A 23,114-nucleotide genomic window follows, 5' to 3' on the forward strand; every position below is an offset into this window, starting at 1 on the left:
ACCAATCCACACGGGGGTGTGGAAGGCCGGAACCAATAAATTATTGGCACTGACATTCATCGACACACTATTGAGTTCTCAAAGAACACACGCACACAAGATCTCACCACTCGGTAGAGCAGGGATTTCGTTGAGGCAACTTTTACAGCTTAGCCCACCCGCCGCAGCAGAACCAAATCCGCTGGTCAGGTCGAACTAGTGTGATAGTCAGGCGCTCCTCGTACAACCTCGTTTCCCAGGCCCTTGGGGCTCCGGGTCGGTGTCCGTGTCGCTCTGACTCGAATAAAGTTACGTATCGCTACGATCAAAGTCAAATCGCCTCCTGACCTGCAGGTTTTCCGGGCGATCACGATGCCGGGGTCTGCTCGTCCGCTTCCTCCCGGCGGATCTCCTCCACTTCGGCGAGAAGATCGTTCGCCAGCGCCGCGCAGTGATAGCGGGTGTAGGGGGATTGGCGGCGCATCAGGGTTCCGGTCAACTGCGCGGCCAGATAGTCGAAGTCCTGGTCCTGAAGGAGGGCATCGAAATCGATGTCGTCTTCCAGGAGCGCGGCGAGGTCGAGGTTCCAGGACCAGACCCGGGTGGTGCGGTAATCGGGGCAGCGAGTCCACACGCCTGCGGCCTCCAGGGCCAGTCGCTCATCGGACCAGCCGTCGGGGGCATCGATATTGATGGTGATCTCGACGGCGATGCCACCCTCCTGTTGGAGCTCGGTGACATAGAGGGTCTCCAGTCCCCCGCAGTTCAAGGTGAGCAGGCGACGCCGGCCCTTGGCCTTCTCGGTCGTCGGGAGCGCGGAGACGTTCCACTGCTCGGGTTGTGTGGCGGCCGGATTCGCGATCGACGCATGGATGTACGAGGCGACTACGCCGCGGATCTCCGGATAGACGGGATGGCTGCTCAGCTCCGCGAAGCGTGGATCCTGTTCTTGCGACACCGGATAGGAATACCAGGCGGGGCAACCACGGCGGATCCCTGGTCAGCGACCCCAGGCGAGCTTGATTCTGGTGGTGGCCATGAAGTCCGCCGTCAGCTCGCGCAGTGCCAGGAACTGGCCACCCTGACCGTACTTCTGGCGAAGGGTGCCGAAGTCGGTGAACTCGGCGGCCGCGGCGATCTGATTCGACTCGGGGATGCGGGTGGGGAAAAGACGCGGGAGGGTTGGGTTCTCACGCAGGGTCTCCAGGATGCGCTGATGGACCGTGGAGGAGCGGCGGTATTTGGTGATCACCACACCCAACTCGGTGATCGGCGCGGACCATGCGGTGGAGAGATGGCGCAGGTGCGATTGCAGCGGCGGGATGCTGTAGGTCGACATGACGTCGGGGATGGTGGGGATGAGATAGCCGTCGGCGATGCGCAGGCCGTTCTGGGTGATCGGGCCCAGGTTGGGCGGGCAGTCGATCAGGACGAAGTCATAGCCGGAGAGCACGCCGGTCAGGGCGGCGGCCAGCACGGTGGTCGGGTCCAACGTGGTTAGACGGGCCATATCGTCTTGCAGGGCAATCAGCTTCGGAGAGGACGCGAGCAGGTCCACTGACGTGACCGCCTGCATCGGCGATACCTGGCGTTGCACCAGGTCCACGGCATCGCGTGGGCGGCGGCCGGCCAGGGCGTCGGCGAAGACCGCGGCGAGTGTGTGGTCACCGGAATCCAGTTCGGCGGAGCGCTTTTCGCCGACCATCATGGTGGTCAGGTTGCGCTGCGGGTCCAGGTCTATGAGCAATACGCGCTTGCCGAACTCGGCGGACAGGATTTCGGCCAGGGCCGCTGTGGTGGTGGTCTTACCCACCCCGCCTTTGAGGTTGAACGTGGCGACCACGTACGGACGGGACTGGCCGGGAACGGCTTTGGTCTCCCAAATGCGCTGCGGGCGGTCGAAGTGCAGGGAGCGGTTCGGGGACTTGAGCCAGTCCCAGCCGAAACCCTCGGCCGCGATCGGCTGCGATCGCGCAGCATCATCCGGAACCACATCACCACGCAACTCCACCAAACCAGCACCCTTCATCACAGCGACCGCCGTGGCGGTCGGGCATCACACTAGTTACTCGAGGTCCGCCGAGGGGGCGCGACACGAGAAGCCGTGCGCTGGTGCTGGTTCATGTCCCGATGAGTTCCGGGTAGAGGCCCGGCAGCGGTGGTAGCGGTGTGCCGCGCCGTCGCAGCGTGATGATGAGCTCTTCGATGCGGCGGGCGGCGCGGAACCAATTGTCCAGGCGGTTGCGGGATTCCGTGCCGAGCACCGCTGTCGGGTCACAGCAGTAGGGCAGAAATGCCAGGTCGGCGGGATCGGTGATCGGTGCCGGGCGTGAATTCGCGGCAGCTGGGCCGACCGAGGCTCGCCACGCGCGTGCGGCGGCATCAACGGTGTCGAACGCATCGGCACGGAGTAGTTCGACAGGACCTGCGATGTATCGGCCGGACCAATCGATGGCGTTCGGCTCGAGTCGCTCATCTGGCTTGGCGCTCAGGTCGAAGAGGTAGACGTGCCGATCCGTGCCACCGGGATACTCGTAGCCCGCGATGAATGCGGTCCGGGCTCCATCAATGACGCTCAACCGCCATACCTCGCCGGTGGCCTGCACTCTGCTGGTGAGCGGGAGCCACGGCGGCTCGCAGTGCCCGGTGGTGGCGTCCAGCAGGTCCTGCACCGGATCGATGAGGAAGTCGACGGGGGCTATCGCGAGCAGGCCGTGCAATAACCACCAGGTGGATTGCTGATCCGGATCGGTGTGCGCCGCAGGGTCACTCGCGCAGGCGACCACCGTGGTGACCAATTCGGTGAACCACGAGTCGAAGTGCGGGGTGGCGGTGTGGGTGTTGAGCACCCGGTGCAGTTGTTCGCCGAGCAGCGCGGCGGTCGCCTGCTCCAACTCCCTGGGGCGTTTGGCGAACAGCACGGTGCGGCGGCGACGGAGGATATTCCGAATCGACGGGTCGAACCAGGACGGGTACGCCGCCGCGCGTTCGCGGCGGCGGGCGCGGGCCGCTATCTTGGCTCGGCGCTTGGACTTTCGAGCTCTCGAACTGGGCATGCATCGAGCTAAACAGGCTGGTGGGCCCGGGTCACGCGGGATCGAAGCTTCGCGCACCAACACGCCGAAATCGAATGGCGTGTTGGATGACGCGCGAGAGCTGATCGGACAAATCCCTACTCGGACAGCGACTTCCGCAGGGCAGCGGCGAAGCCGTCCGGATCACCCTGCTGGCCGTATTCGCCGCCCAGGAATCCGGCGTGATTGCTGGGGTACACCGTCGGCTCCACACCGATCAGCTCGGCCACGCCGAGGCCGCCGCGGTGCGCGAACTCACCCTCGGACTCGACTCCGACCGCGATCACGATGCGGGTGGACGCGGCGCGCAGAGCATCGAAATCATGCTCGTAATGGGTGCAGGAGATCAGGTTCTGGCCGAGTAGCGCGTCATTGCGGGTGCCGTCGTCCTCGGTGGGGAGGCCGAACATGGCGGGATCGACGGGCTGATCGCCGAAATCGGCCGGAATCTCACCCTTCAGGCCCACCACGGCGATGAACTGCGCCATCGCGGGGCCGAAACCCTTCTCCTGATAGGTCTTCGAGATGGCGGCCGTGGCGGCGAGCGCCTCCTCACGCTCCGGCAGCACTTGGGCGGCCGGAGGCTCGTGCGCCACCAGGACGCGGACCTGCTCCGGGTGCTTGGCCACCAGCGCAAGGGAATTCACCGCGCCGCCGCTGCTGCCGAACAGGTCGACCGGCGCGCCGCCGAGGTCGTCGATCACCCGGTGCAGATCATCGGCATGCTGATCGGGCGTGGATTCGGTGCTCGGATCGGCCTTGGTGCTGCGTCCGGTGCCGCGCGGGTCATAGGTGACGACCGTGCGATCGGGGAAACGGGCTGCGAGACTGACGAATCCGGAAGCGTCCATCGGCGACCCGACCACCAGCAGTGCGGGCTGATCGCCTGCCGTACCGGTCTCCGGCTGCCGCACGTCATAGGCGATTACCGCGCCGGGGGCTGCTACGGTGTAGGACTTGATCTCGGACATCGGGTGCTCCTTTTAGTTCGGTTGCTTAGTAGACGGGGCAGGCGAGCAGAACTAATCGGTCGGCCGAGAGGGACTCGCGACAGACGACGGTCTGTTGCGGTGGATCACCTGGCAAACACTCGGCGAGTCTGCCTGGGCGGACCGTCCGGGTGGTGCTTTCATGGGGCGGTTTAGGGAAGCGGTACAGCACAATCCGAGGAGATCCGATTATGCGTGGAAGCCGTTCTACTCGTCGTATTGCCGCCACGGCCGTGGCGGCTGCGGCATTTGTCGGAATCGCGAGCGCGCCCGCCAGCGGTGCGCCGGCGTTCGATTGGACTGCGGCCATTCAGGGGTTGCAGGCCACCGCGGCCGGGAATCCGGTTGCCGAGCAAGCTGTCAGCAGGCTGATCGCGTCGGGGCAGCGAGCCGGGGAGGTGGCGCTTCCCGCACAGCCGTTCCAGATTCCGGCGCAGTCCGATATCGGGCGCGGGGATGGGCCCGGGGTGACCGGATCCGGGATCGCGCTCGGGACCGATGGGTTCCGGTTCGGGTTCTTCGGCGGGCCGGGGACCATTTCGCCGAATCAGGGCGGGGCGAAGCTCGAGGTGATGTGGTTCAACCTGTCCAACGGTCGCAGCGGGACCAATCTGCTCATCGAGCATCAGGATGTGCCGGTGGACACCACGATTCGCACCGCGGTCATGGATCCGGGGCCGGGGATGATCGTGGCCGCGGTGTACGGCAGCGTGTGGCATCGCTGGTCGGTGCCGGTCAGCGATGCCAATCCCGACGGGTTCGCGTATCAGAAGAGCACCATCTCGGTGCCCTCGTTCGGAGCGGTCTACAACTGACGCGCGCGGGTGCGGGCTACTTGATGATCTTGGTGATTTGGCCCGCACCCACCGTCCGGCCGCCCTCGCGGATGGCGAATTTGAGGCCCAGTTCCATGGCGATGGGCTGGATCAGCACCACCGACATGGCGACATTGTCACCGGGCAGCACCATCTCGACATCCTTGGGCAGCGTCACCACGCCCGTGACATCAGTTGTGCGGAAATAGAATTGCGGACGGTAGTTGTCGAAGAACGGGGTGTGACGACCGCCCTCCTCCTTGGACAGGATGTACGCCTGGCCTTCGAATTCGGTATGCGGAGTGACCGATCCGGGCTTGATGACGCATTGCCCGCGCTCCACGTCCTCGCGTTTGATACCGCGCAGCAGCAGGCCGACGTTCTCGCCCGCACGGCCCTCATCGAGAAGTTTGCGGAACATCTCGATGCCCGTCACCGTGGTTTTCGTTGTCCTGGGCCGGATTCCGACGATCTCCACATCGGAGTTCACCTTCAGCACACCGCGTTCGATACGCCCGGTGCACACGGTGCCGCGACCGGTGATGGTGAAGACATCCTCGATCGGCATCAGGAACGGCTTGTCCACCTCGCGGACCGGGGTGTCTATCCAATTGTCCACCGCGTCAAGGAGATCGGTGATGCCGCTCCCCCATTCGCCGTCCGGATGCTCCAGCGCCTGATACGCCGAGATGCGCACCACCGGGGTGCTGTCACCGTCGAAGTCGTATTCGCTCAGTAGTTCGCCGACCTCCAGCTCGACCAGTTCGAGGATCTCCTCGTCTTCGACCATGTCGCACTTGTTCAGTGCCACAACCATTTTCGGCACGCCCACCTGGCGGGCCAGGATGACGTGCTCCTTGGTCTGCGGCATCGGGCCGTCCGTCGCGGCGACCACCAGGATCGCGCCGTCCATCTGGGCCGCGCCGGTGATCATGTTCTTCACGTAATCCGCATGCCCGGGGCAGTCCACATGCGCGTAGTGCCTGTTCTCGGTCTGATACTCCACGTGCGCAATGGAAATCGTGATTCCGCGCTGGCGTTCCTCCGGCGCCTTGTCGATGGCGTCGAACGGGGTGAACGGATTCAGATCCGGATATCTGCTGTGCAGCACTTTGGTTATCGCGGCGGTGAGCGTCGTCTTGCCATGGTCGATATGGCCGATGGTGCCGACATTCACATGCGGCTTGGTGCGCTGGAACTTCGCCTTCGCCACGGAGACCTCCTGTGCGATCCGAGGCGGGCACTCCATGGTCGTGGACACCGCGCGGTATGCCCGACAGCGGTGTCATATCCAGGGTATTTGCCGCATCCGGGCGGCGGGTTCGGATCCGGGTCAATCGGACGTCGATGCGGATTGACGGCTCGCGACGGGCCGATTACCGGGGTGTGGGCAGCAATTCGAGGAATTGCGGCGGCACCGCGTCCACCAGCCATACGCCATTGCCGGTGACGAAGAATTCGTGACCGGCGGCCCGCATGGCGACCGTATCGACCCGCAGCACCGCCGGACGGCCATGTCTGCCACCGACATTCACCGCGGTGGCGGTATCGGCGGACAGGTGCACCGCATGCCGCCGCATGGGCAGCAGACCCTCGGCCATGATCAGGCCGAGGGTCCGTTCGGCGGTGCCGTGATAGAGGATTTCCGGCGGTTCGGCGGGTGTGTACCCCAGATCGACCTCGATCGAATGACCCTGGCGGGCGCGAATCGAGGTACCGGAATCGTCGAATTCGAAGCGTTTCTTATTGTTCTGCTCGACCACCAGGTCGAGCTGGGTGCGGGTGAAACCGCGATTGTGCGCGGCCGCCTGGCGCAGCAGGTCCTGAACCCGCACCCACCCTGCCTCGTCCGGGCGCAAGCCGATGGCATCCGGGTTATGGCGGAGCCAGCTCGACAGGCGTTTGGACAGGCGGACCATTTCTTTCTCATTCATGTTCGGCCCACCGTCTCGCATCGGCGGGCCGGACGCAACCGAATTCAGCTCTGAAACCACATGGGGCGCAAGGTCGGACCGTTATCGGGGAGCACGATCTGATCGCCGATGCGGGCGAAGCCGCAGCGCTCGTACAGGCGCTGCGAACGCTCGGTGCTGGCTTCCAGATAGGCGGGGGTGGTGGCCGATTTCACGCGGTCGGTGATGATGGCCGCGCCTGCGCCCTTACCCCGGAACTCCGGGAGGGTCACGATGACCTGGAGGTACTGGTGCGGGAACTCGCGGGGATGACGCGCGGCCAGGGCCGTGGTGACCGCGGTGATGCGCTCGAACGGGCGGCCCGGCACCTGCCCGGCGAGGGCGCGCAGTTCCGCTGCTTCGACTTCGAAGCGGTCCGCGGAGGTGACCGTCTGCCAGATCGACACCGCCCAGATATCGGAGCCCGAACCCGCGAGCCAGACCTGATCCTCCTTCAGGGCATTGGTGATCATCTCCGGAGCGCGTTCGTTGCGGAAGTACTCGACGGCCTCGGGGCTGTCCTCCAGGACCCAGGCGGTGACCGCCTCATCGAGTGCGGCGCGGGCGAAGACGCGCGCCACCTCGGTCGCCTCGGACAGTTCGGCGCGACGGACCCGCGGCTGGTTCTGCATGCTTTTCCTCCTCGGTGCGAACGGTGTTCCGATTCCCAAAGTAGGGGTCGATACGAGGGTTTACGACCAATTCGTCACACTTGGTGGTGTGATGAAATGCGTGGTGTGCGGCGAGGAGATTCCGCAGCGGGAACGCGGACGGCGGCGGCAGTACTGCTCGCGGTCCTGCCAGGCCCGCGCGTACCGGGGGCGCAAGATCGCGACTCCCGCGCCGCGCAAGGTTCGGCCGGAGCGCCTCACGAATGTCGGAATTGTCAGGGCCGCAATCGAATTGGCGGATCGGGACGGGATCGACGGGCTGTCCATGCGGCGGCTGGCGACCGAGCTCGGGGTGGCCACGACCGGGCTGTACCGGCACTTCGCCGATCGGGACGCGCTGCTGGCGGAGATGGCCGAATTCGTGATCGGGGCACGGCCCGCGCCCACCGCCGCACCGGGGTGGCGGGCTCGGCTCACCGCCGAGGCGGTCGCAGAATGGCAGCTCTACCGGCTGCATCCGTGGATGCTGCCGGTGCTCGCCCAGACGCGGCCGCCGCTCGGGCTCGCGCTGCTGGACACCCTGGAGCGGTCGTTCGCGGCGCTGGATCTGCCGGGGATGAATCGGGACATCATGCTGTCGATCTATCTGTCGCTGTCGGGGCTGGTACAGGGGCTGGCACTGCTGCCCGGATCGGAGCGGACGCCCGTCGGGGTGAGTTCGGAGCATCCGATGCAGCTCGTCACGCCCGAGACGCATCCGACGCTCGTGCGCTATCTCGCCGATGACGCGGACGGGCTCGATACGGACTTCGATCGATTGCTCGCCGAGGGCATCGAGTTACTGCTCGACGGTGTCGAAGCCCGCTATTTCGCGCCGCGGGCATAACGGCCCGACCGGGGCGTATCGCGTTCACCGGGAGCGAATACGGGGCGCGCCGGGCGGGTGGGCGCGGGGGTCGCGCAGTAGCCTGGGGCGCATGACAGCTGTTGCAGATCGTTCGCTCGGGCCGGAACTGGTGCGCACCGAGAGCCTCGGCGCGGCCGATGCTCTGGTCATCGGACTCACGTCGTCGGAGGACGGGCCGGTTTTCGCGCCCGCGGACGCGTTCGAAGATGTACTGGATGCCGATACGCGTGCGGCGCTGCTGAGTTCGCTGCGGGCGGTCGGGGCCAAGGGCAAATCCGAGGAGATCACCCGGGTGCCGGCGCCGAGTGGGCTGGATGTGGATTTCGTACTCGCCGTCGGGCTGGGCGCGGTGGAGAAGATCGACGCCGAACAGGTGCGCAAGTCCGCGGGCGCGGCGGCGCGGGCGCTGACCGGGGTCGGAACCGCGGTCACCGTGCTGTCCGGGGTGGATTTGGGTGCGGCGGCCGAAGGGTTCTACCTCGGGGCGTACCAGTTCACCGCGTTCCGGTCGGCCAAGAGTGCGCCCAAGGCCGATGATCAGCCGGTGCGGCGGATCGAATTCCTGGTGCCAGACGCGGGATTCGGGGAAGAGGAGCTGTTCCGGTCGCAGGCGATCGCCGAAGCCGTCGCCACCGCACGGGATTTCGTGAACACGCCGCCGAACGAGCTGTTCCCGGCCGAATTCGCGGATCGCGCAGCGGAATTGGCTGCCGCCGCCGGGTTGCAGGTGGAGATTCTCGATGAGAACGAGCTGGCGGCCAAGGGGTACGGCGGGATCATCGGGGTCGGCAAGGGGTCGTCGCGGCCGCCTCGGCTGATTCGCATCACCTATGCGGGCGGGGATCAGCGGGTCGCGTTGATCGGCAAGGGGATCACGTTCGATACCGGCGGCATTTCCATCAAGCCCGCGCAGAGCATGGAGAATATGACCTCCGATATGGGCGGGGCGGCGGCGGTTATCGCCACCACGCTGCTCGCGGCTCGGCTGAGTCTGCCGATCACGGTGACCGCCACGGTGCCGATGGCGGAGAATATGCCCTCGGCCACCGCGCAGCGGCCGGGTGATGTGCTGGTGCAGTACGGCGGGACCACCGTCGAGGTGATCAATACCGATGCCGAGGGGCGGCTCATTCTCGCCGACGCGATTGTGCGTGCGGGAGAGGATGATCCGGATTACATCATCGATGTCGCTACCTTGACGGGGGCGCAGATGGTGGCGCTCGGCACCCGGACGCCGGGTGTCATGGGGACCGATGAGTTCCGGGATCGGGTGGCTCGGATTTCGCAGTCCGTGGGTGAAAACGGTTGGGCCATGCCGCTTCCCGCCGAGCTGCGGGGAGATATCAACTCCAAGATCGCGGATCTGGCGAATGTCGCTCCGCATCGGTGGGGTGGAATGCTTTCCGCCGCACTGTTTCTCAAGGAGTTCGTGCCGGAGGGTGTGCAGTGGGCGCATCTCGATGTCGCGGGGCCGGCGTACAACACCGGTGGGGCGTTCGGGTACACGGGTAAGGGTGGAACGGGTGTGCCGGTGCGCACGCTCATCGCTACGCTCGAGTCGATTGCCTCTGAGTAACTGAGGTTTGGCAGGGCTGCTGATAGCAGCCCTGCCACGGAGTGGAAACTCCGACAATCTGGCTATTCACATTCAGGGCTGAATATTGCCCACTTGTCGCCCGCGACAGCTAATCTCGTGTGCGTGGGCATTGGGGTGGATGTCGATCCGGTCGAGCTGCGCGCTGCGGCTGATGCGTTGGAGGGGTCCGCGCGGGAGTTGAGCGAGCGCGTCGATGCGCATATGCGCGCGGTGCGGGAGTTCATCGGCGGGGAATGGGTTGGGGCGGCGGCCGGATCGCATGAAGGACCGTGGGCCGAGTGGGAGAGGGGCGCTCGGCGGATCATCGACTCGTTCCGGGCTGATGCGGGGTTGCTACGACGAGCGGCCGAGGAGTTCGAGGCGCACGATCGGTCGTGGGCGTCGGCCGTCGACTCGGCAGGGGCGAGTCTGGATCTGCCCGGGGCGGTGAGCCTTGGGTGACTATCGAGTGGATCTCGATGGGCTGCAACGGCTCATAGACGCTACGGCCACGCTGGAAACATCGATCGAACAGCACGTCCGGACGATCGAAGGTCGTGTCGACGCGTTGCATGTGACCTGGGCCGGTGAGGCAGCCGCCGGGCATCGCGCCGCGCATGACGCGCGGGTCGCAGGTGTCGCTGAAATGCGCGGGGCCCTTGGCGAATTGCGCGGCAAGCTGCATACCGCCCGGGACTCCTATCGCGCGGTCGGTGAGACCAACCTTGGAATGTGGCCGTGATCGCGCAGGGAGTCGGCCATGGCGAGGCGTGCCGTGAGCAACGATGCTCGAGGTGGCCGTGAGCGCGCCCGCGGTCCCGCTCATCCTCTGCCGAGCCACCGAGTATCACTCCGCCGCAGAGGTATTCGGCACCATCGCGCAGGACGCCGCCTCCACTCACATGGCCCTGCTCGGCGTCCTCAACGCCGGAGCGGGCATGGCGGGCAGCGACAGCATCGGCCAATCCTGGGCCACCGCATACGACGAAGCCACAGGACTCGCCCTCGCCACCTCCGAACGCCTGATCACAGCGTCCGCCACCACCGCCGACCTCATAACCACCGGCGCGTACAACCACGAAACAGGCGAAGCCGCCGCGAATTTCAACGACCTGACTCCCCCACCCGCTCCCCCGGCCTGGCCGGTCCCCTGCGTAATTCCCCAAGCTCTGCCGGCCGCAGGCGACGGCATCCCCGAGCCCTTCGGCTGGTCCTTCATCAAAGACCTCGTCGGCGCGGCCTGGCCCAACGGCCACCAGGACGAACTCCGCGCCGCCCAAACCGCCTGGCTCACCACAGCCGCCGACCTCCGCACCCTCGCCCTCCGCATCCCCGACGCGTTATCCCTCCTCAACAATCAGCAATCCCCCGAAATCCCCACCGCCATCTCCACCTGCACCGACCGCCAATCCGACCTGCACACCCTCGCCGACATCTGCCAATCCCTCGCCGAAGCCTGCGGCTCCTACGCCCACCACCTCGACGAAGCCCACCACCAAATCCTCGAAGAACTAAAAGAATTCGCCCTCGAAACCGCCTTCGCCGAAACCCTCTTCGCCGTAGCGATCCCCTTGACCGGCGGCCTTTCCGAATTCGGCAACGTCGCCCTCGCCGCCCGCCTCACCTACAAAGCCGAGCGCGTGGCCACCATAATCAGCGAACTGGCCACCCGCGCAACCGCAATCACCGCCAGAACCTTGACGCCTCTCACCGAGCGCATCGGACCACTGCTGGCGAAGATCCGAAAGTGGGTGGAAGAAGCACAGCCCAAGCTGGTTGCCATCAGCCGACGCGCCGTACCGGTCCGAACACTGAGAACTACCTCGATGGATCGCCGATACCTGGGCGAACAGCTGCCGGGAAACTCCGTATGGCCGGGCCAACAGGTGACCTACCTGAATGCTGAAGAGCGACAGCGGTTTCAGCTGTTCATTCGCGATGGAAAAATGTACGACGCGGATGGCAATCTGTTCGACACCGCGCTTGCGGCGTCTCACTGGAACGGCGCGGGCAAAGCGATCTTCGTGATGGACAAGAACGGTAGTATCTACGCGTCGCTCTACCATGGTCCAGGCGAGTTCCACCATTCCAGTTTCCTTGCGGGAGCGCCTGTTGCCGGAGCCGGTGAGCTTCAGGTGGCAAACGGAGAACTCCGATTGATCACCGATGCCAGCGGTCACTACCGGCCCGGACCCGATTTCACGAAGCAAGTAATCGAAGAGATGCGACGACAGGGTTTGACGATTGATCCAGCGCAGATCATCACGACCCCGAGATGACGTGGAGGCCAAAGAACAATGACCCAGCAGTGGCGCGGCGTCGTGAACGCCGTCCTCTACGGTGTGCAATTCTCCGACACCCTCGGACCCGAGGAAGTGAGTCGAGTATCGACTGCATTGCTCACCGGACCACTGGGGGCCCTCACTCTCGACGAGAAGTACGGGGCTTTGGTAGCAGCCCTCGAGTCGAATGAGGAGCTGGACACCGTTGTTCGGATCAAGCACTCGGAATCCGAGCTGCGGGACTTTCTCGGCAGAGTCGTCGCAGAGCTCGACGGGAGGCGTCCGTGGACCGAGCCGGCATTTCGCGAACTGCCGCTATCCGAGTGGACGCGTTTCTCCGGATTCGCCCCTGTAGCTCGAGTCGATCTCGCGTGGCCCGCCATTCAAGGTCCACTGCGCCGAATGCTCAAGAAACCGGCGGGGGACGATCGCTACTGGCTGCTGCTCCGCATGAGGTCGGGAACCGAAGTCGCACTCGTCTGGCCGGGTTGGGCGGGCGAATCCGCGACCGCGCTGCTGGCGGATCAGGTGATACCCGCGCGGAATGTCGTCGAGGAAGTTCTGGGCGCGACAGCGCTCACTCCGTCGAATATTTCGATCATCAATCGCTGAGCCGGGCGCGTTGTTGTTCTATGCGGCGGCGGGCGTCGTGGTCTCGCATGCGTTGGGGGTAGCCGGTTTTGCGGACGTCGTAGACGGGGATGTTGAGGGTGGTGGAGAGGCGGTGGGCGCCTCGTTCGCCTACTACTCGGCGGGTCCATTCGCCGTCGTGGGCTACCAGGACGGCGGTTACGTCGGTGACCGTGGTGCGGGGTTCTATGAAGGCTTCTACGCCGTGGTGTGACCTGGTCCAGGTGATGAGGTGGGTCAGGTCGGACGGGGTTGTGGTCTTCGAGGAGCTTCGGGATAGGAAATCCAGGAAACTCATGGGGTGCCTCCTTCCCGGACGGGTGGGGCGCCGCCGGTAATTCGATATTGCCAGCGGTGGGAATGGGTGGACAGGGGGTGGTGGGGGTTCGAAGGCGCTGCTCAGGGACTTCTTGGGTGGCGTTCAGGAGCGGGCGGCTATTACCGCTGTTGGAATGGCGTTCGGGGGCCTCACCATCGAGTTTGTGACGCCGCGAGGTTCGGGGAAGGGCCGCCCTGTGACACGTTGCACGCGGCGGAGTGCAAGGATGGCAGCTGGAACAAGAACCAACATGGATCTCCGGATGCCACAGAATGATCGGTGGCGGTTGGACCCACATCGCGACCCGCGATGAAAGTCCGCCGGGGACAAACTGTTTAACCCGACGAGCAGTCAGAGGAGTCAACGGACATGGCCTTCTCCGTCCAGATGCCAGCTCTTGGTGAGAGCGTCACCGAGGGCACTGTGACCAGGTGGCTGAAGCAGGAAGGGGACACGGTCGAGGTCGACGAGCCGTTGCTCGAGGTATCGACCGACAAGGTCGACACCGAGATCCCGTCTCCCACCGCCGGCGTACTGGTCAAGATCGTGGCGCAGGAAGACGATGTGGTCGAGGTCGGTGGCGAACTCGGCGTGATCGGTGACGCGGGCGAGGCTCCGGCCCCCGCTGCCGCCCCGGCTCCGGCCGAAGCACCTGCCCCGGCCCCCGCGCCGGAACCCGCCCCGCAGCCAGAGGCCGCCGCACCGGCGCCCGCTGCCGCAGCCCCCGCACCCGCCGCCGAAGCCGCTTCCGGCACGCCGGTGAAGATGCCCGAACTCGGCGAGTCCGTGACCGAGGGCACCGTCACCCGCTGGCTCAAGCAGGTCGGCGATTCGGTCGCGGTCGATGAGCCTTTGCTCGAGGTCTCCACCGATAAGGTCGACACCGAGATTCCCTCGCCCGTCGCCGGCACGCTGCTGGAGATCACCGCGCAGGAAGACGATGTCGTCAATGTCGGCGGTCAGCTCGGCGTAATCGGAAGCGGCGCACCGGCTGCCGCTCCCGCGCCCGCCCCGGCGGCACCGGCTCCGGAACCGAAGCCCGCCGCTCCGGCCCCGGCTCCCGCGGCCGCCGCACCGGCTCCCGCGCCCGCCCCGGCTCCGGCGGCTCCGGCCCCGAAGCCCGCCCCGGCTCCGGCGGCTCCGGCCCCGAAGCCCGCCCCGGTTCCGGCCGCGGCGACCCCGGCGGACGAGCCCTCCACCAATGGCGGCGGCCCCTACGTGACCCCGCTGGTCCGTAAGCTCGCCACCGAGAACGGCGTCGACCTCGCCACCCTCACCGGTTCCGGTGTCGGCGGCCGCATCCGCAAGCAGGATGTGCTCGCCGCCGCGGAGGCCAAGAAGGCTCCGGCTCCCGCCGCTGCCGCACCGGCCGCGGCTGCTCCGGCCGCCGCGCCCGCCGCCGCTGCCCCGAAGTCGGACCTGGCGCACCTGCCCGGCACGGTCCAGAAGGCCAGCCGCATCCGCAAGATCACCGCGGCCAAGACTCGTGAGTCGCTGCAAACCACGGCGCAGCTCACCCAGGTGCACGAGGTCGACCTCACCAAGGTCGTCGCGCTGCGCACCAAGGCCAAGGAAGCGTTCAAGGCGCGCGAGGGCGTGAACATCACGTTCCTGCCGTTCTTCGCGAAGGCGGCGATCGAGGCGCTCGGGGTGCACCCGAACGTCAACGCCTCCTACAACGAGGAGACCAACGAGATCACCTACCACTCGGTGGTCAACCTGGGTATCGCCGTGGACACCGAGCAGGGTCTGCTCTCGCCGGTCATCCACAACGCCAACGACCTGTCGCTGGCGGGCCTGGCTCGCGCCATCGCCGATATCGCCAACCGGGCGCGCAACGGCGGCCTCAAGCCGGACGAGCTGTCGGGCGGCACCTTCACCGTCACGAATATCGGTTCGCAGGGCGCGCTGTTCGACACCCCGATCCTGGTCCCGCCGCAGGCGGCGATGCTGGGCACGGGCGCGATCGTCAAGCGCCCCATGGTGATCAGCGATAGCGGCAGCGAATTCATCGGCATCCGCTCGATGGCCTACCTGCCGCTGACCTACGATCACCGGCTCATCGACGGCGCCGACGCGGGCCGCTTCCTCACCACCATCCGGCACCGGCTGGAAGAGGCGGCCTTCGAGGGCGACCTCGGCCTGTAAGGGTTGGTATGAAAGTCGTGGTCGCCGGTTCCTCCGGATTGATCGGGACGGCGCTCGTCGCGGCCCTGCGCCGCGACGGACACCAGGTGGTTCGCCTGGTGCGCCGTCCCGCCCACGCTCGCGATGAATTCCAGTGGGATCCAACGCGAGCCGACCTCGACGATCGTGCGCTGCGTGATGCCGACGCCGTGGTGAATCTCTGCGGCGCCGGTATCGGCCGACGGCGCTGGAACGGCAGTTACAAACAGGAATTGCGCGACAGCCGCGTCGTTCCGACCGACGTCCTGGCCTCCGCGGCGGCAGCCGCGGGGGTGCCGACGCTCGTGAACGCGAGCGGCGTGCACTACTACGGCGGCGGCAGCGGCGATCGCGTCATGACCGAGAGTTCGCCCGCCGGAACAGGATTCCTGGCCGGACTGTGTCAGGACTGGGAAGCCGCGACCCGCCCCGCCGCCGAAGCGGGTGTGCGCACGATTCTGTTGCGCAGCGCGGTCGTGCTCGCCAAACAGGGCGGCATGCTCGCAATGCTCTATCCCCTTTACTTTTTGGGCCTCGGCGGCCGATTGGGCAGTGGGCGGCAATACGTTCCGTGGATCTCGCTCGATGACGAGATCGGCGCGATAATCTTCGCGCTCACCAATGAGTCCCTGAGCGGCCCGGTCAATATGGTCGGCCCGGCACCGGTGACGAACGCCGAATTCACCCGCGCGATGGGTCGCGCCCTGCATCGGCCGACCCCGCTGTTCGTGCCCGCGTTCGCGCTGCGCGCGGCGGTCGGCGAATTCGCCGATGAGGGAATCCTGCACGGCCCCAGGGCGATTCCCACCGCGCTCGAAGAAGCCGGCTATCCCTTCCAGCATCACACCATCGGCGCGGCGCTGGCCGCCACGGTCGGTCACCGCGCCTGATTCACGCCGCTGTGACGGGCGCGATACAGATCACACGGGGTGCGCGGATAGCGTGTTGCGGGTGAGCAATGAGACCTCTCAGCCGGTAGCCACCGAACTGCTGGTGCGCGATGCGCGGGAAAGCGATCTGCCGGAGATCCTGGCGATCCACAACAACGCCATCGCCGAGACCACCGCCATCTGGGATACCGAACCGGCCGACCTCGCCGAACGGCAGGCCTGGTTCGATGCGCGGACCGCCGCCGGATGCCCGATCCTGGTCGCCGAGATCGACGGCGCGGTCGCCGGGTACGCCAGCTACGGCCAGTTCCGGCCCAAGTCGGGTTACCGCTTCTCCGTGGAGAATTCGGTGTATGTCGCCGATCGTTTCCACCGGCGGGGAGTGGCGAAAACGCTCATGACCGAACTGCTGGAGCGGGCGCGGCGCGGGGACGTGCACGTCATGATCGCCGCCATCGAAACCTCCAACCAGGTCTCCATCACCCTGCACGAGAAGTTCGGCTTCGCGATCGTCGGGCAGATGCCTCAGGTCGGGCAGAAGTTCGGCCGCTGGATGGACCTGACGCTGATGCAGATCATCCTCGACGATGGCGTAGCGTCGCAGAGGTGAGCGACAGCAAGACGGTCACCGCCCCGGCACACCGTGGGGCATCGGCCCGGTTCGACAGCACACCCCTGCTGGTCCAGGAACTGGGTCTGATCGAGTACACGCGGGCGTGGGAGTTGCAGCGCGGCATTGCCGCCGAGCGCGCCGACGGCATCGGCCAGGATCGGCTGCTGCTGCTCGAGCATCCCTTCGTCTTCACCGCCGGACGGCGCACCGAGGCCCAGGATCTGCCCATGGACGGCAGCCCGGTGGTGGAGGTCGATCGAGGCGGGAAAATCACCTGGCACGGGCCGGGGCAATTGGTCGGCTATCCGATCATCCGGCTCGCCGAACCGGTCGACGTGGTCAAGTACGTGCGCCGGTTGGAGGAAGCCCTCATCCATGTGTGCGCGCAACTCGGGCTGGAAACCGGTCGGGTGGAAGGGCGTTCGGGTGTGTGGCTGCCCGCCTCGGAATTCCTGCCCGAGCGCAAGGTCGCGGCCATCGGCGTGCGGGTGCAGCGCGGGGTGACCCTGCACGGGGTCTCGCTGAACTGCAATTCCTCGCTCGACGGTTTCAATGCCATCGTGCCGTGCGGTATCCGCGATGCCGGGGTCACCACGCTGACCCGCGAGCTCGGCCGCGAGGTCACCGTCGCCGAGGTGAGCCCGCTGGTCGCCGAGGCCATCGCGCGCGCCCTCGACGGCGATCTGCCCATCACCGAACACCATCTGCCCAGGACCGCCGCCGTCACCCCACCGGTGGCCGTCAAAGCCGAATGATCACGAGCGTAGGGTGAGTTGAGTGACCTCCGTCGATACCCCGACATCGAACACCCCCGATCCCGCCGCATCCCGGCCGGGCTCGACCGCCGCCTCCGCACCCGCCGGACGCAAACTGCTGCGCATCGAGGCGCGTAACGCCGAGACCCCGATCGAGCGCAAGCCCAAGTGGATTCGCACCAAGGCGACCATGGGCCCGGAGTACACCGAGCTCAAGGGTCTGGTGAAACGCGAAGGGCTGCACACGGTTTGCGAGGAAGCGGGCTGCCCCAACATCTTCGAATGCTGGGAGGACCGCGAGGCCACCTTCCTCATCGGCGGTGAACAGTGCACGCGGCGCTGCGACTTCTGCCAGATCGACACCGGCAAACCCGCCGCACTCGATCGCGACGAGCCCCGGCGCGTGGCCGAATCGGTGCAGGCCATGGGACTGCGGTACTCGACCATCACGGGTGTTGCCCGCGATGATCTGGAGGACGGCGGCGCCTGGCTGTACGCGGAGACCGTGCGCGCGATCAAGCGGCTGAACCCGCACACCGGCGTCGAGCTGCTGATCCCGGATTTCAACGCCGTGCCCGAACAGCTCGCCGAGGTGTTCTCCACTCGTCCCGAGGTGCTCGCGCACAATCTGGAGACGGTGCCGCGCATCTTCAAGCGGATTCGCCCGGCGTTCCGGTACGAGCGGTCGCTCGCGGTGCTCACCGCCGCGCGTGAGGCCGGGCTCGTCACCAAGTCGAATCTGATCCTCGGTATGGGCGAGACCCCCGAGGAAGTCACCCAGGCCATGCGCGATCTGCACGAGGCCGGATGCGACATTCTGACCATCACGCAGTACCTGCGGCCGTCGCCGCGGCATCATCCCGTCGATCGCTGGGTGAAGCCGGAAGAGTTCGTGCAGCACTCGGATATGGCCAATGAGATCGGTTTCGCCGGTGTCATGGCGGGTCCGCTGGTGCGTTCGTCGTACCGCGCGGGCCGGTTGTACGCGCAGGCGATGGAGCATCACGGGCGCGAAATCGCCCCGGAGATGGCGCATTTGGCGCAGGGCGGCGCGGCTTCCCAGGAGGCCACCAGCGTGCTCGCGCGCTTCGGTTCCTGACGGGACCGCCGCGCCACCCGAGATCATCGGCGCGGATTCACTTCTTCTCGCACACCGGCTGGAATTCACCTCGAATTCCGGCCGGTTTTGTTGTGCGGACGCGCGCACCCGGATGTGGCGTGCCGACGCCATCTCGCCGGAATCGTGGACGGGAGCGGGCTGCGGTGGGAAGCTCGGAGTACCGCAGCAATCGACCCCGGAGCGAGCCTTATGGTCGAGCGAACCGCGTCGGCAGGCGCGAATGGCAAGGCAGTCACGGCCGAACGGCCCGACGATATCCGCAATGTGGTGCTGGTCGGCCACAGCGGATCGGGCAAAACGACGCTGGTGGAGGCCCTCGCGGTCGCCACGGGCGCGGTGCCCCGAGCCGGACGGGTGGAGGACGGCACCTGTGTCTCGGATTACGACGATATCGAGCAGCGACAACATCGCTCGGTGCAATTGTCGGTGGTGCCGATGGGCTGGGACGGGACGAAGGTCAACCTACTCGACACCCCCGGATACCAGGATTTCGTCGGGGAACTCAGGGCCGGTCTGCGAGCAGCGGACGCGGCCCTTTTCGTGCTCTCGGCCGCCGCCGGCGTGGAGGGCGTGAGCGGGACGACGCTGGCGCTGTGGGAGGAATGCGCGAGCGTCGGCATGCCGCGCGCCATCGTGCTCACCCATTTGGACACCGCGCGAGCCGATTTCGAGGAGATGACCGAGACGTGCGGGCAGATCCTCGGTGGTGGACGGGCGGAATCCATACTGCCGCTGCATCTTCCGGTGTACGGGGCCAAGGGCGCGGACGGGCATCGGCCGGTCACCGGGTTGATCGATCTGCTGACCCAGCATGTCTACGACTACTCCGCGGGCGCGCACACCGAAACACCCGCCTCCGATGAGCAACTGGAGCAGCTGGAGCAGGCGCGCAATCGGCTCATCGAGGGCATCATCGCCGAATCCGAGGACGAGACGCTCATGGAGCGCTACATCGGCGGCGAGGAGATCGACCTCGCGACACTGGTGCCGGATCTCGAAAAGGCCGTCGCACGAGGCAGTTTCCATCCGGTGCTGATCGCCGCGCCGCCGCCGGAGGGCGCGAAACAGGGGCTCGGGACAGTGGAGATCCTGGATCTCATCACCCGCGGATTCCCCACTCCCGCAGAACATCCCGTATCGGCGCTGTGCGGCGGCAAGGCCACGCCGCTGGTGTGCGATCCCAAAGCGCCACTGGCCGCCGAGGTGATTCGCACCGCCTCGGATCCCTATGTGGGGCGAATGTCATTGGTGCGGGTGTTCTCCGGGACACTGCGTGCCGATGACACCGTGCACGTCTGGGGTCATCGAATCGGGGCCGAAGCCGAGGACCACGACTCCGATGAGCGGATCGGCGCGGTCTCGATTCCGTTCGGGAAACAGCAGCGGCCACTCGGTCAGGGCATTGCCGGTGACATCGTGTGCGTCACCAAACTGTCGCGCGCCGAGACCGGGGATACCCTGTCCGCCAAGGATTCTCCGCTGCTCATCGAACCGTGGTCGATGCCCGATCCGCTGCTGCCGGTGGCGGTGAACGCGCACAGCAAGGCCGATGAGGACAAGCTCTCGATCGGGCTGTCGCGGCTGGTCGCCGAGGATCCGACGGTGCGGCTGGAACAGAATCCGCATACCCATCAGCTGGTGCTCTGGTGTCTGGGTGAAGCGCATCGCGATGTGGCGCTGGAGCGGTTGCGCTCGCGGTTCGGAGTCAATGTCGATGTCATCGAGCATCGGGTGGCGCTGCGGGAAACGTTCGCCAGCACCGCTTCCGGTAAAGGCAGGCATGTCAAACAGTCGGGTGGGCATGGGCAGTACGCCATCTGTGAAATAGAGGTCGCTCCCCTGCCCGGCGGCTCGGGTATCGAATTCGTCGACAAGGTGGTGGGCGGCGTGGTGCCGCGCCAATTCATCCCCTCGGTGGAGAAGGGCGTTCGCGCACAAGCGGCGCGGGGTGTCGCTGCCGGATATCCGCTGATAGATGTGCGGATCACGCTCTATGACGGCAAAGCCCACTCGGTCGACTCCTCCGACGCGGCCTTCCAGATGGCGGGCGGCCTGGCCCTGCGCGAAGCGGCGAGCGCCGCCAGGATGAGCCTGCTCGAACCCATCGCCGAAGTCCGGGTGATAGTCGCCGACGAATACGTCGGACCCATCCTCGTCGACCTCTCCGGTCGCCGCGGCCGAGTCCTGGGCACCGAACCGGTCACGTTGGGCCGCACCGAGATCCGAGCCGAAGTTCCCGAACTCGAACTCTCCCGGTACGCGGTCGACCTGCGCTCGCTGGCACACGGCGCGGCCTCGTTCACGCGCAGCTACACCCGGCACGAACCGATGCCAGCCCAACTGGCCGACACCATTCGCGACAAGACCAAATCGGCGGGCTAAGCGACGCTGATGCCGTAGCGAGTCGCCAACGCCGCGAGGTCGGTGGCATAGCCCTGCCCCAGGGCCCGCAGTCGCCAGGTCTCACCGCGCTGATACACCTCCGCGAGCAGCAGGGTTCGCTCCTCGGTGGCGGCGTCGAGGGTGGCGCGGGCGATCACGGCCTGGTCGCCACCGGGTGCGGCCTCGATCTCGATGGCTCCCACATCGCCGAACGTGATGCCCGGACCGTCGATGGCGGCGGCGATCGCGATGCGGCGGCAGTATTCGGGCAGATGATCGAGCGAGATGGACAGCGATTGCTCGCTGGGTCCTTCCACCGCCAGCTCCACCCCCTCGGCGGATCGCTGGTTGTAGAACACGAAATCCGGGTCACCGGTGACCATTTCGTCATCGGTGAGCAGGAAGGCGACCAGATCCACCTCCCAGCCGCCGTTCTGTTTCCACGAGGCGCGCAGGGTCCATTCGCCACCGCATTCGTCGACCGGAAGGTCCATCACCTGACCCCGGGCCAAGGACAGCGCTTCGACCGTGATCGGTTCGGGCGCGAGCGGTTCGGATGGGGCGGGCAGGCCGGGTTCGGCGTCCGGCCGGGGTTGATTCGGGTGCACTGCGGATTCCTGGTGGGCGGCTGTGAATTCCCCGGCGGTCAGCGAAGCGGGGCCGTGGATCGGCAGGCCGACGCCCGCCGCCCTACTGTATCGGCGGTCGGACGCGGCGTCGGACAGGGCCAGCACATCGGTGACGCTCGCCGAGAGATTCACCGCGACGGAGGCTCCGCGTGCGGTGAGATCGGCCGTGGCGGCGGCGCGTTCATCGTGGGTGCCACCGAGCACGAGAAACCGGCGGCCCGATAGTGGTCCCGAAGAGCGTTGCCGAGCCGCCGATTTCGCGGAACCGGTGGATGCGCCCTCGACGGAACCCGACCTGCCCTCGACCGTGGCGGACGCACCACCCTCGGCCGCGCCCGACGCGCCCCCGGCGGTACCGGTCCCACGCTCAGCGGTGCCGATCGCGCCCTTGGCTGTGCCGGATGCGCCTGTGGCCGTGCGCGATGTGCCCTCGACCGTGCTGGTCGCGCTCGCGCCCTTGGCGGTGCCGGGTGCGATATCGGTGAGCAGCGCCAGGAATGCCGATTCGGTGAGCAGGGCGGTGCCGAATTCGACGGCGTCGCGCACTTTGCGGCTCTGCGATCGTGACTCGTTCGTCACCAGCACACTGGTGCGACGGCTGAGCGAGGTCGTGACATCCAGACCGGCGGCCTCGGCGCGAGCCGCCAAAGCCGAACGCTCCATATGGGTTTCACCGGTGATCGCGATTTTCATGCCCTGCACCAGGCGGCCGTGTTCCTGGAACCGGCCGGGATAGGCGAAGGGGCACAGCATCTTCGGGCCGGAGCGGGTCTTCGGCCAGCGCCGGGAGGAGCGCCGCTGGTCGCGTTGCGGCGGCATGAGCGGGGGTGAGACGCCGAATCGCCGGGCGTCGGACATCAATCCGTGCAGGACGCCCGCCAGTACCCGGGTGTCGTCGAGTGCGTCGTGCGCGCGCGTTTGCCGCACGCCGTAGTGCGCGGCGAGCGTGCCCAATTTGAAGTTCGCGGTGGGCGGTGCCAGTCGGCGTGCGAAGGCGAGCGTGCACAGCTGCCGTTCGACCGGCAATATCGCACCGGCGCGGGTGAATTCCTCATGCAGGAAGCCGTAGTCGAACGAGGCATTGTGCGCGACCAGGACGCGGCCGGTGAGCAATTCCGCGAGCCGCGGCCGAATCGCCTCGAATGTCGGTGCACCGTGCAGCTTTTCCCGGGTCAACCCGTGAATCTCCACCGGACCGGGGTCACAGCCGGGGTTCACCAGGGTATGGAATTCGTGCTGTACGCGACCGTCGTCGGCGAGCGTCAGCACCGCCACCGACAGCACCCGATCCTCGGACGCGGACAACCCGGAGGTTTCGACGTCGACCAGCGTGAACGAACCGAATTCGGCATTGGCATGCACTGTGATCGGACTGCCCTCTCGGCTCGAATTGGACTCTCGCCGTGTGGAATCCGAGAATCGTCC

Annotated in this window: 22 protein-coding genes; 13 read left to right on the forward strand and 9 right to left on the reverse strand. The window is 66.5% G+C overall.

Annotation, left to right across the window (positions count from 1 at the left end):
- Window positions 1–346: 346 nt before the first annotated feature.
- The 4 genes from ACFC0O_RS43860 to ACFC0O_RS43875 all read right to left on the reverse strand — a co-directional run bounded on the left by ACFC0O_RS43860 (window position 347) and on the right by ACFC0O_RS43875 (window position 4,024).
- Window positions 347–937 carry a hypothetical protein gene (locus ACFC0O_RS43860; RefSeq protein WP_375968252.1) on the reverse strand — a complete coding sequence of 197 codons (591 nt, stop codon included), beginning with the start codon at window positions 935–937 and terminating at the stop codon, window positions 347–349.
- 42 nt (window positions 938–979) lie between these two features.
- Entirely contained in the window at window positions 980–2,011 is a 1,032-nt protein-coding gene (locus ACFC0O_RS43865; protein ID WP_375968253.1) for a ParA family protein, read from the reverse strand.
- An 88-nt stretch (window positions 2,012–2,099) separates the two neighbouring features.
- A complete protein-coding gene (locus ACFC0O_RS43870; protein WP_375968254.1) occupies window positions 2,100–3,035 on the reverse strand; it encodes a hypothetical protein in 936 nt (311 codons plus the stop codon).
- Between the two features lie 116 nt (window positions 3,036–3,151).
- Entirely contained in the window at window positions 3,152–4,024 is an 873-nt protein-coding gene (locus tag ACFC0O_RS43875; RefSeq protein ID WP_375968255.1) for an alpha/beta fold hydrolase, read from the reverse strand.
- 209 nt (window positions 4,025–4,233) lie between these two features.
- Between ACFC0O_RS43875 and ACFC0O_RS43880 the strand changes: the two genes are divergently transcribed.
- The gene (locus tag ACFC0O_RS43880) at window positions 4,234–4,857 is read left to right on the forward strand and encodes a hypothetical protein (RefSeq protein ID WP_375968256.1); all 624 of its coding nucleotides are present in this window, start codon (window positions 4,234–4,236) and stop codon (window positions 4,855–4,857) included.
- Between the two features lie 16 nt (window positions 4,858–4,873).
- On the opposite strand, the gene tuf is transcribed toward ACFC0O_RS43880, so the two are convergent.
- The 3 genes from tuf to ACFC0O_RS43895 all read right to left on the reverse strand — a co-directional run bounded on the left by tuf (window position 4,874) and on the right by ACFC0O_RS43895 (window position 7,441).
- On the reverse strand, window positions 4,874–6,070 hold the full coding sequence (gene tuf / locus ACFC0O_RS43885; protein ID WP_375968257.1) for an elongation factor Tu: 1,197 nt from the start codon (window positions 6,068–6,070) through the stop codon (window positions 4,874–4,876).
- A gap of 163 nt (window positions 6,071–6,233) precedes the next feature.
- The gene (locus ACFC0O_RS43890) at window positions 6,234–6,791 is read right to left on the reverse strand and encodes an RNA 2'-phosphotransferase (protein WP_375968258.1); all 558 of its coding nucleotides are present in this window, start codon (window positions 6,789–6,791) and stop codon (window positions 6,234–6,236) included.
- 44 nt (window positions 6,792–6,835) lie between these two features.
- Complete coding sequence (locus ACFC0O_RS43895; RefSeq protein WP_375968259.1) at window positions 6,836–7,441, reverse strand: GNAT family N-acetyltransferase; 606 nt, start codon at window positions 7,439–7,441, stop codon at window positions 6,836–6,838.
- A gap of 91 nt (window positions 7,442–7,532) precedes the next feature.
- Between ACFC0O_RS43895 and ACFC0O_RS43900 the strand changes: the two genes are divergently transcribed.
- The 6 genes from ACFC0O_RS43900 to ACFC0O_RS43925 all read left to right on the forward strand — a co-directional run bounded on the left by ACFC0O_RS43900 (window position 7,533) and on the right by ACFC0O_RS43925 (window position 12,797).
- Window positions 7,533–8,306 carry a TetR/AcrR family transcriptional regulator gene (locus tag ACFC0O_RS43900; RefSeq protein ID WP_375968605.1) on the forward strand — a complete coding sequence of 258 codons (774 nt, stop codon included), beginning with the start codon at window positions 7,533–7,535 and terminating at the stop codon, window positions 8,304–8,306.
- Window positions 8,307–8,397: 91 nt separating this feature from the next.
- The gene (locus ACFC0O_RS43905) at window positions 8,398–9,903 is read left to right on the forward strand and encodes a leucyl aminopeptidase (protein ID WP_375968260.1); all 1,506 of its coding nucleotides are present in this window, start codon (window positions 8,398–8,400) and stop codon (window positions 9,901–9,903) included.
- Window positions 9,904–10,026: 123 nt separating this feature from the next.
- Window positions 10,027–10,365: a WXG100 family type VII secretion target gene (locus tag ACFC0O_RS43910; RefSeq protein ID WP_375968261.1), complete on the forward strand. Its 339-nt coding sequence runs from the start codon at window positions 10,027–10,029 to the stop codon at window positions 10,363–10,365.
- On the forward strand, window positions 10,358–10,645 hold the full coding sequence (locus ACFC0O_RS43915; protein ID WP_375968262.1) for a WXG100 family type VII secretion target: 288 nt from the start codon (window positions 10,358–10,360) through the stop codon (window positions 10,643–10,645). Before ACFC0O_RS43910 ends, ACFC0O_RS43915 begins: the two co-directional genes overlap by 8 nt.
- 160 nt (window positions 10,646–10,805) lie before the next feature.
- A complete protein-coding gene (locus tag ACFC0O_RS43920) occupies window positions 10,806–12,182 on the forward strand; it encodes a hypothetical protein (protein WP_375968263.1) in 1,377 nt (458 codons plus the stop codon).
- Between the two features lie 18 nt (window positions 12,183–12,200).
- A complete protein-coding gene (locus tag ACFC0O_RS43925; RefSeq protein WP_375968264.1) occupies window positions 12,201–12,797 on the forward strand; it encodes a hypothetical protein in 597 nt (198 codons plus the stop codon).
- Here ACFC0O_RS43925 and ACFC0O_RS43930 read toward each other — a convergent pair.
- Window positions 12,787–13,113, reverse strand: coding sequence for an oxidoreductase (locus tag ACFC0O_RS43930; RefSeq protein WP_364650579.1), 327 nt, complete (start codon window positions 13,111–13,113; stop codon window positions 12,787–12,789). The genes ACFC0O_RS43925 and ACFC0O_RS43930 overlap by 11 nt on opposite strands.
- Window positions 13,114–13,503: 390 nt before the next feature.
- Between ACFC0O_RS43930 and sucB the strand changes: the two genes are divergently transcribed.
- The 6 genes from sucB to ACFC0O_RS43960 all read left to right on the forward strand — a co-directional run bounded on the left by sucB (window position 13,504) and on the right by ACFC0O_RS43960 (window position 21,060).
- On the forward strand, window positions 13,504–15,282 hold the full coding sequence (gene sucB / locus ACFC0O_RS43935; RefSeq protein WP_375968265.1) for a 2-oxoglutarate dehydrogenase, E2 component, dihydrolipoamide succinyltransferase: 1,779 nt from the start codon (window positions 13,504–13,506) through the stop codon (window positions 15,280–15,282).
- 8 nt (window positions 15,283–15,290) lie between these two features.
- Window positions 15,291–16,190, forward strand: coding sequence for a TIGR01777 family oxidoreductase (locus ACFC0O_RS43940; protein ID WP_375968266.1), 900 nt, complete (start codon window positions 15,291–15,293; stop codon window positions 16,188–16,190).
- A gap of 97 nt (window positions 16,191–16,287) precedes the next feature.
- Window positions 16,288–16,800, forward strand: a complete 513-nt coding sequence (locus tag ACFC0O_RS43945; protein WP_364650629.1) for an N-acetyltransferase family protein — start codon at window positions 16,288–16,290, stop codon at window positions 16,798–16,800.
- Window positions 16,797–17,558 (forward strand): lipoyl(octanoyl) transferase LipB, encoded by a 762-nt coding sequence (gene lipB, locus ACFC0O_RS43950; protein WP_375968267.1) that lies wholly within the window; start codon window positions 16,797–16,799, stop codon window positions 17,556–17,558. Before ACFC0O_RS43945 ends, lipB begins: the two co-directional genes overlap by 4 nt.
- Window positions 17,559–17,673: 115 nt before the next feature.
- Window positions 17,674–18,657, forward strand: a complete 984-nt coding sequence (lipA, locus tag ACFC0O_RS43955; protein WP_375968606.1) for a lipoyl synthase — start codon at window positions 17,674–17,676, stop codon at window positions 18,655–18,657.
- Window positions 18,658–18,867: 210 nt separating this feature from the next.
- The gene (locus tag ACFC0O_RS43960; protein WP_375968268.1) at window positions 18,868–21,060 is read left to right on the forward strand and encodes an elongation factor G-like protein EF-G2; all 2,193 of its coding nucleotides are present in this window, start codon (window positions 18,868–18,870) and stop codon (window positions 21,058–21,060) included.
- Here ACFC0O_RS43960 and ACFC0O_RS43965 read toward each other — a convergent pair.
- A complete protein-coding gene (locus tag ACFC0O_RS43965; RefSeq protein WP_375968269.1) occupies window positions 21,057–23,051 on the reverse strand; it encodes an exonuclease domain-containing protein in 1,995 nt (664 codons plus the stop codon). The genes ACFC0O_RS43960 and ACFC0O_RS43965 overlap by 4 nt on opposite strands.
- Window positions 23,052–23,114 lie beyond the last annotated feature (63 nt).

Source organism: Nocardia sp. NPDC056100, assembly GCF_042266325.1.
In the GTDB taxonomy this organism is placed as follows: Bacteria; Actinomycetota; Actinomycetes; order Mycobacteriales; family Mycobacteriaceae; genus Nocardia.

Coding starts and splice junctions, on each gene's coding strand:
- ACFC0O_RS43870 (WP_375968254.1), bottom strand. CDS start 3,035: ATGCCCAGTTCGAGAGCTCGAAAGTCCAAGCGCCGAGCCAAGATAGCG.
- ACFC0O_RS43960 (WP_375968268.1), top strand. CDS start 18,868: ATGGTCGAGCGAACCGCGTCGGCAGGCGCGAATGGCAAGGCAGTCACG.
- ACFC0O_RS43900 (WP_375968605.1), top strand. CDS start 7,533: ATGAAATGCGTGGTGTGCGGCGAGGAGATTCCGCAGCGGGAACGCGGA.
- ACFC0O_RS43880 (WP_375968256.1), top strand. CDS start 4,234: ATGCGTGGAAGCCGTTCTACTCGTCGTATTGCCGCCACGGCCGTGGCG.
- ACFC0O_RS43875 (WP_375968255.1), bottom strand. CDS start 4,024: ATGTCCGAGATCAAGTCCTACACCGTAGCAGCCCCCGGCGCGGTAATC.
- ACFC0O_RS43905 (WP_375968260.1), top strand. CDS start 8,398: ATGACAGCTGTTGCAGATCGTTCGCTCGGGCCGGAACTGGTGCGCACC.
- ACFC0O_RS43920 (WP_375968263.1), top strand. CDS start 10,806: ATGGCCCTGCTCGGCGTCCTCAACGCCGGAGCGGGCATGGCGGGCAGC.
- ACFC0O_RS43895 (WP_375968259.1), bottom strand. CDS start 7,441: ATGCAGAACCAGCCGCGGGTCCGTCGCGCCGAACTGTCCGAGGCGACC.
- ACFC0O_RS43940 (WP_375968266.1), top strand. CDS start 15,291: ATGAAAGTCGTGGTCGCCGGTTCCTCCGGATTGATCGGGACGGCGCTC.
- ACFC0O_RS43930 (WP_364650579.1), bottom strand. CDS start 13,113: ATGAGTTTCCTGGATTTCCTATCCCGAAGCTCCTCGAAGACCACAACC.
- ACFC0O_RS43925 (WP_375968264.1), top strand. CDS start 12,201: ATGACCCAGCAGTGGCGCGGCGTCGTGAACGCCGTCCTCTACGGTGTG.
- sucB (WP_375968265.1), top strand. CDS start 13,504: ATGGCCTTCTCCGTCCAGATGCCAGCTCTTGGTGAGAGCGTCACCGAG.
- ACFC0O_RS43890 (WP_375968258.1), bottom strand. CDS start 6,791: ATGAATGAGAAAGAAATGGTCCGCCTGTCCAAACGCCTGTCGAGCTGG.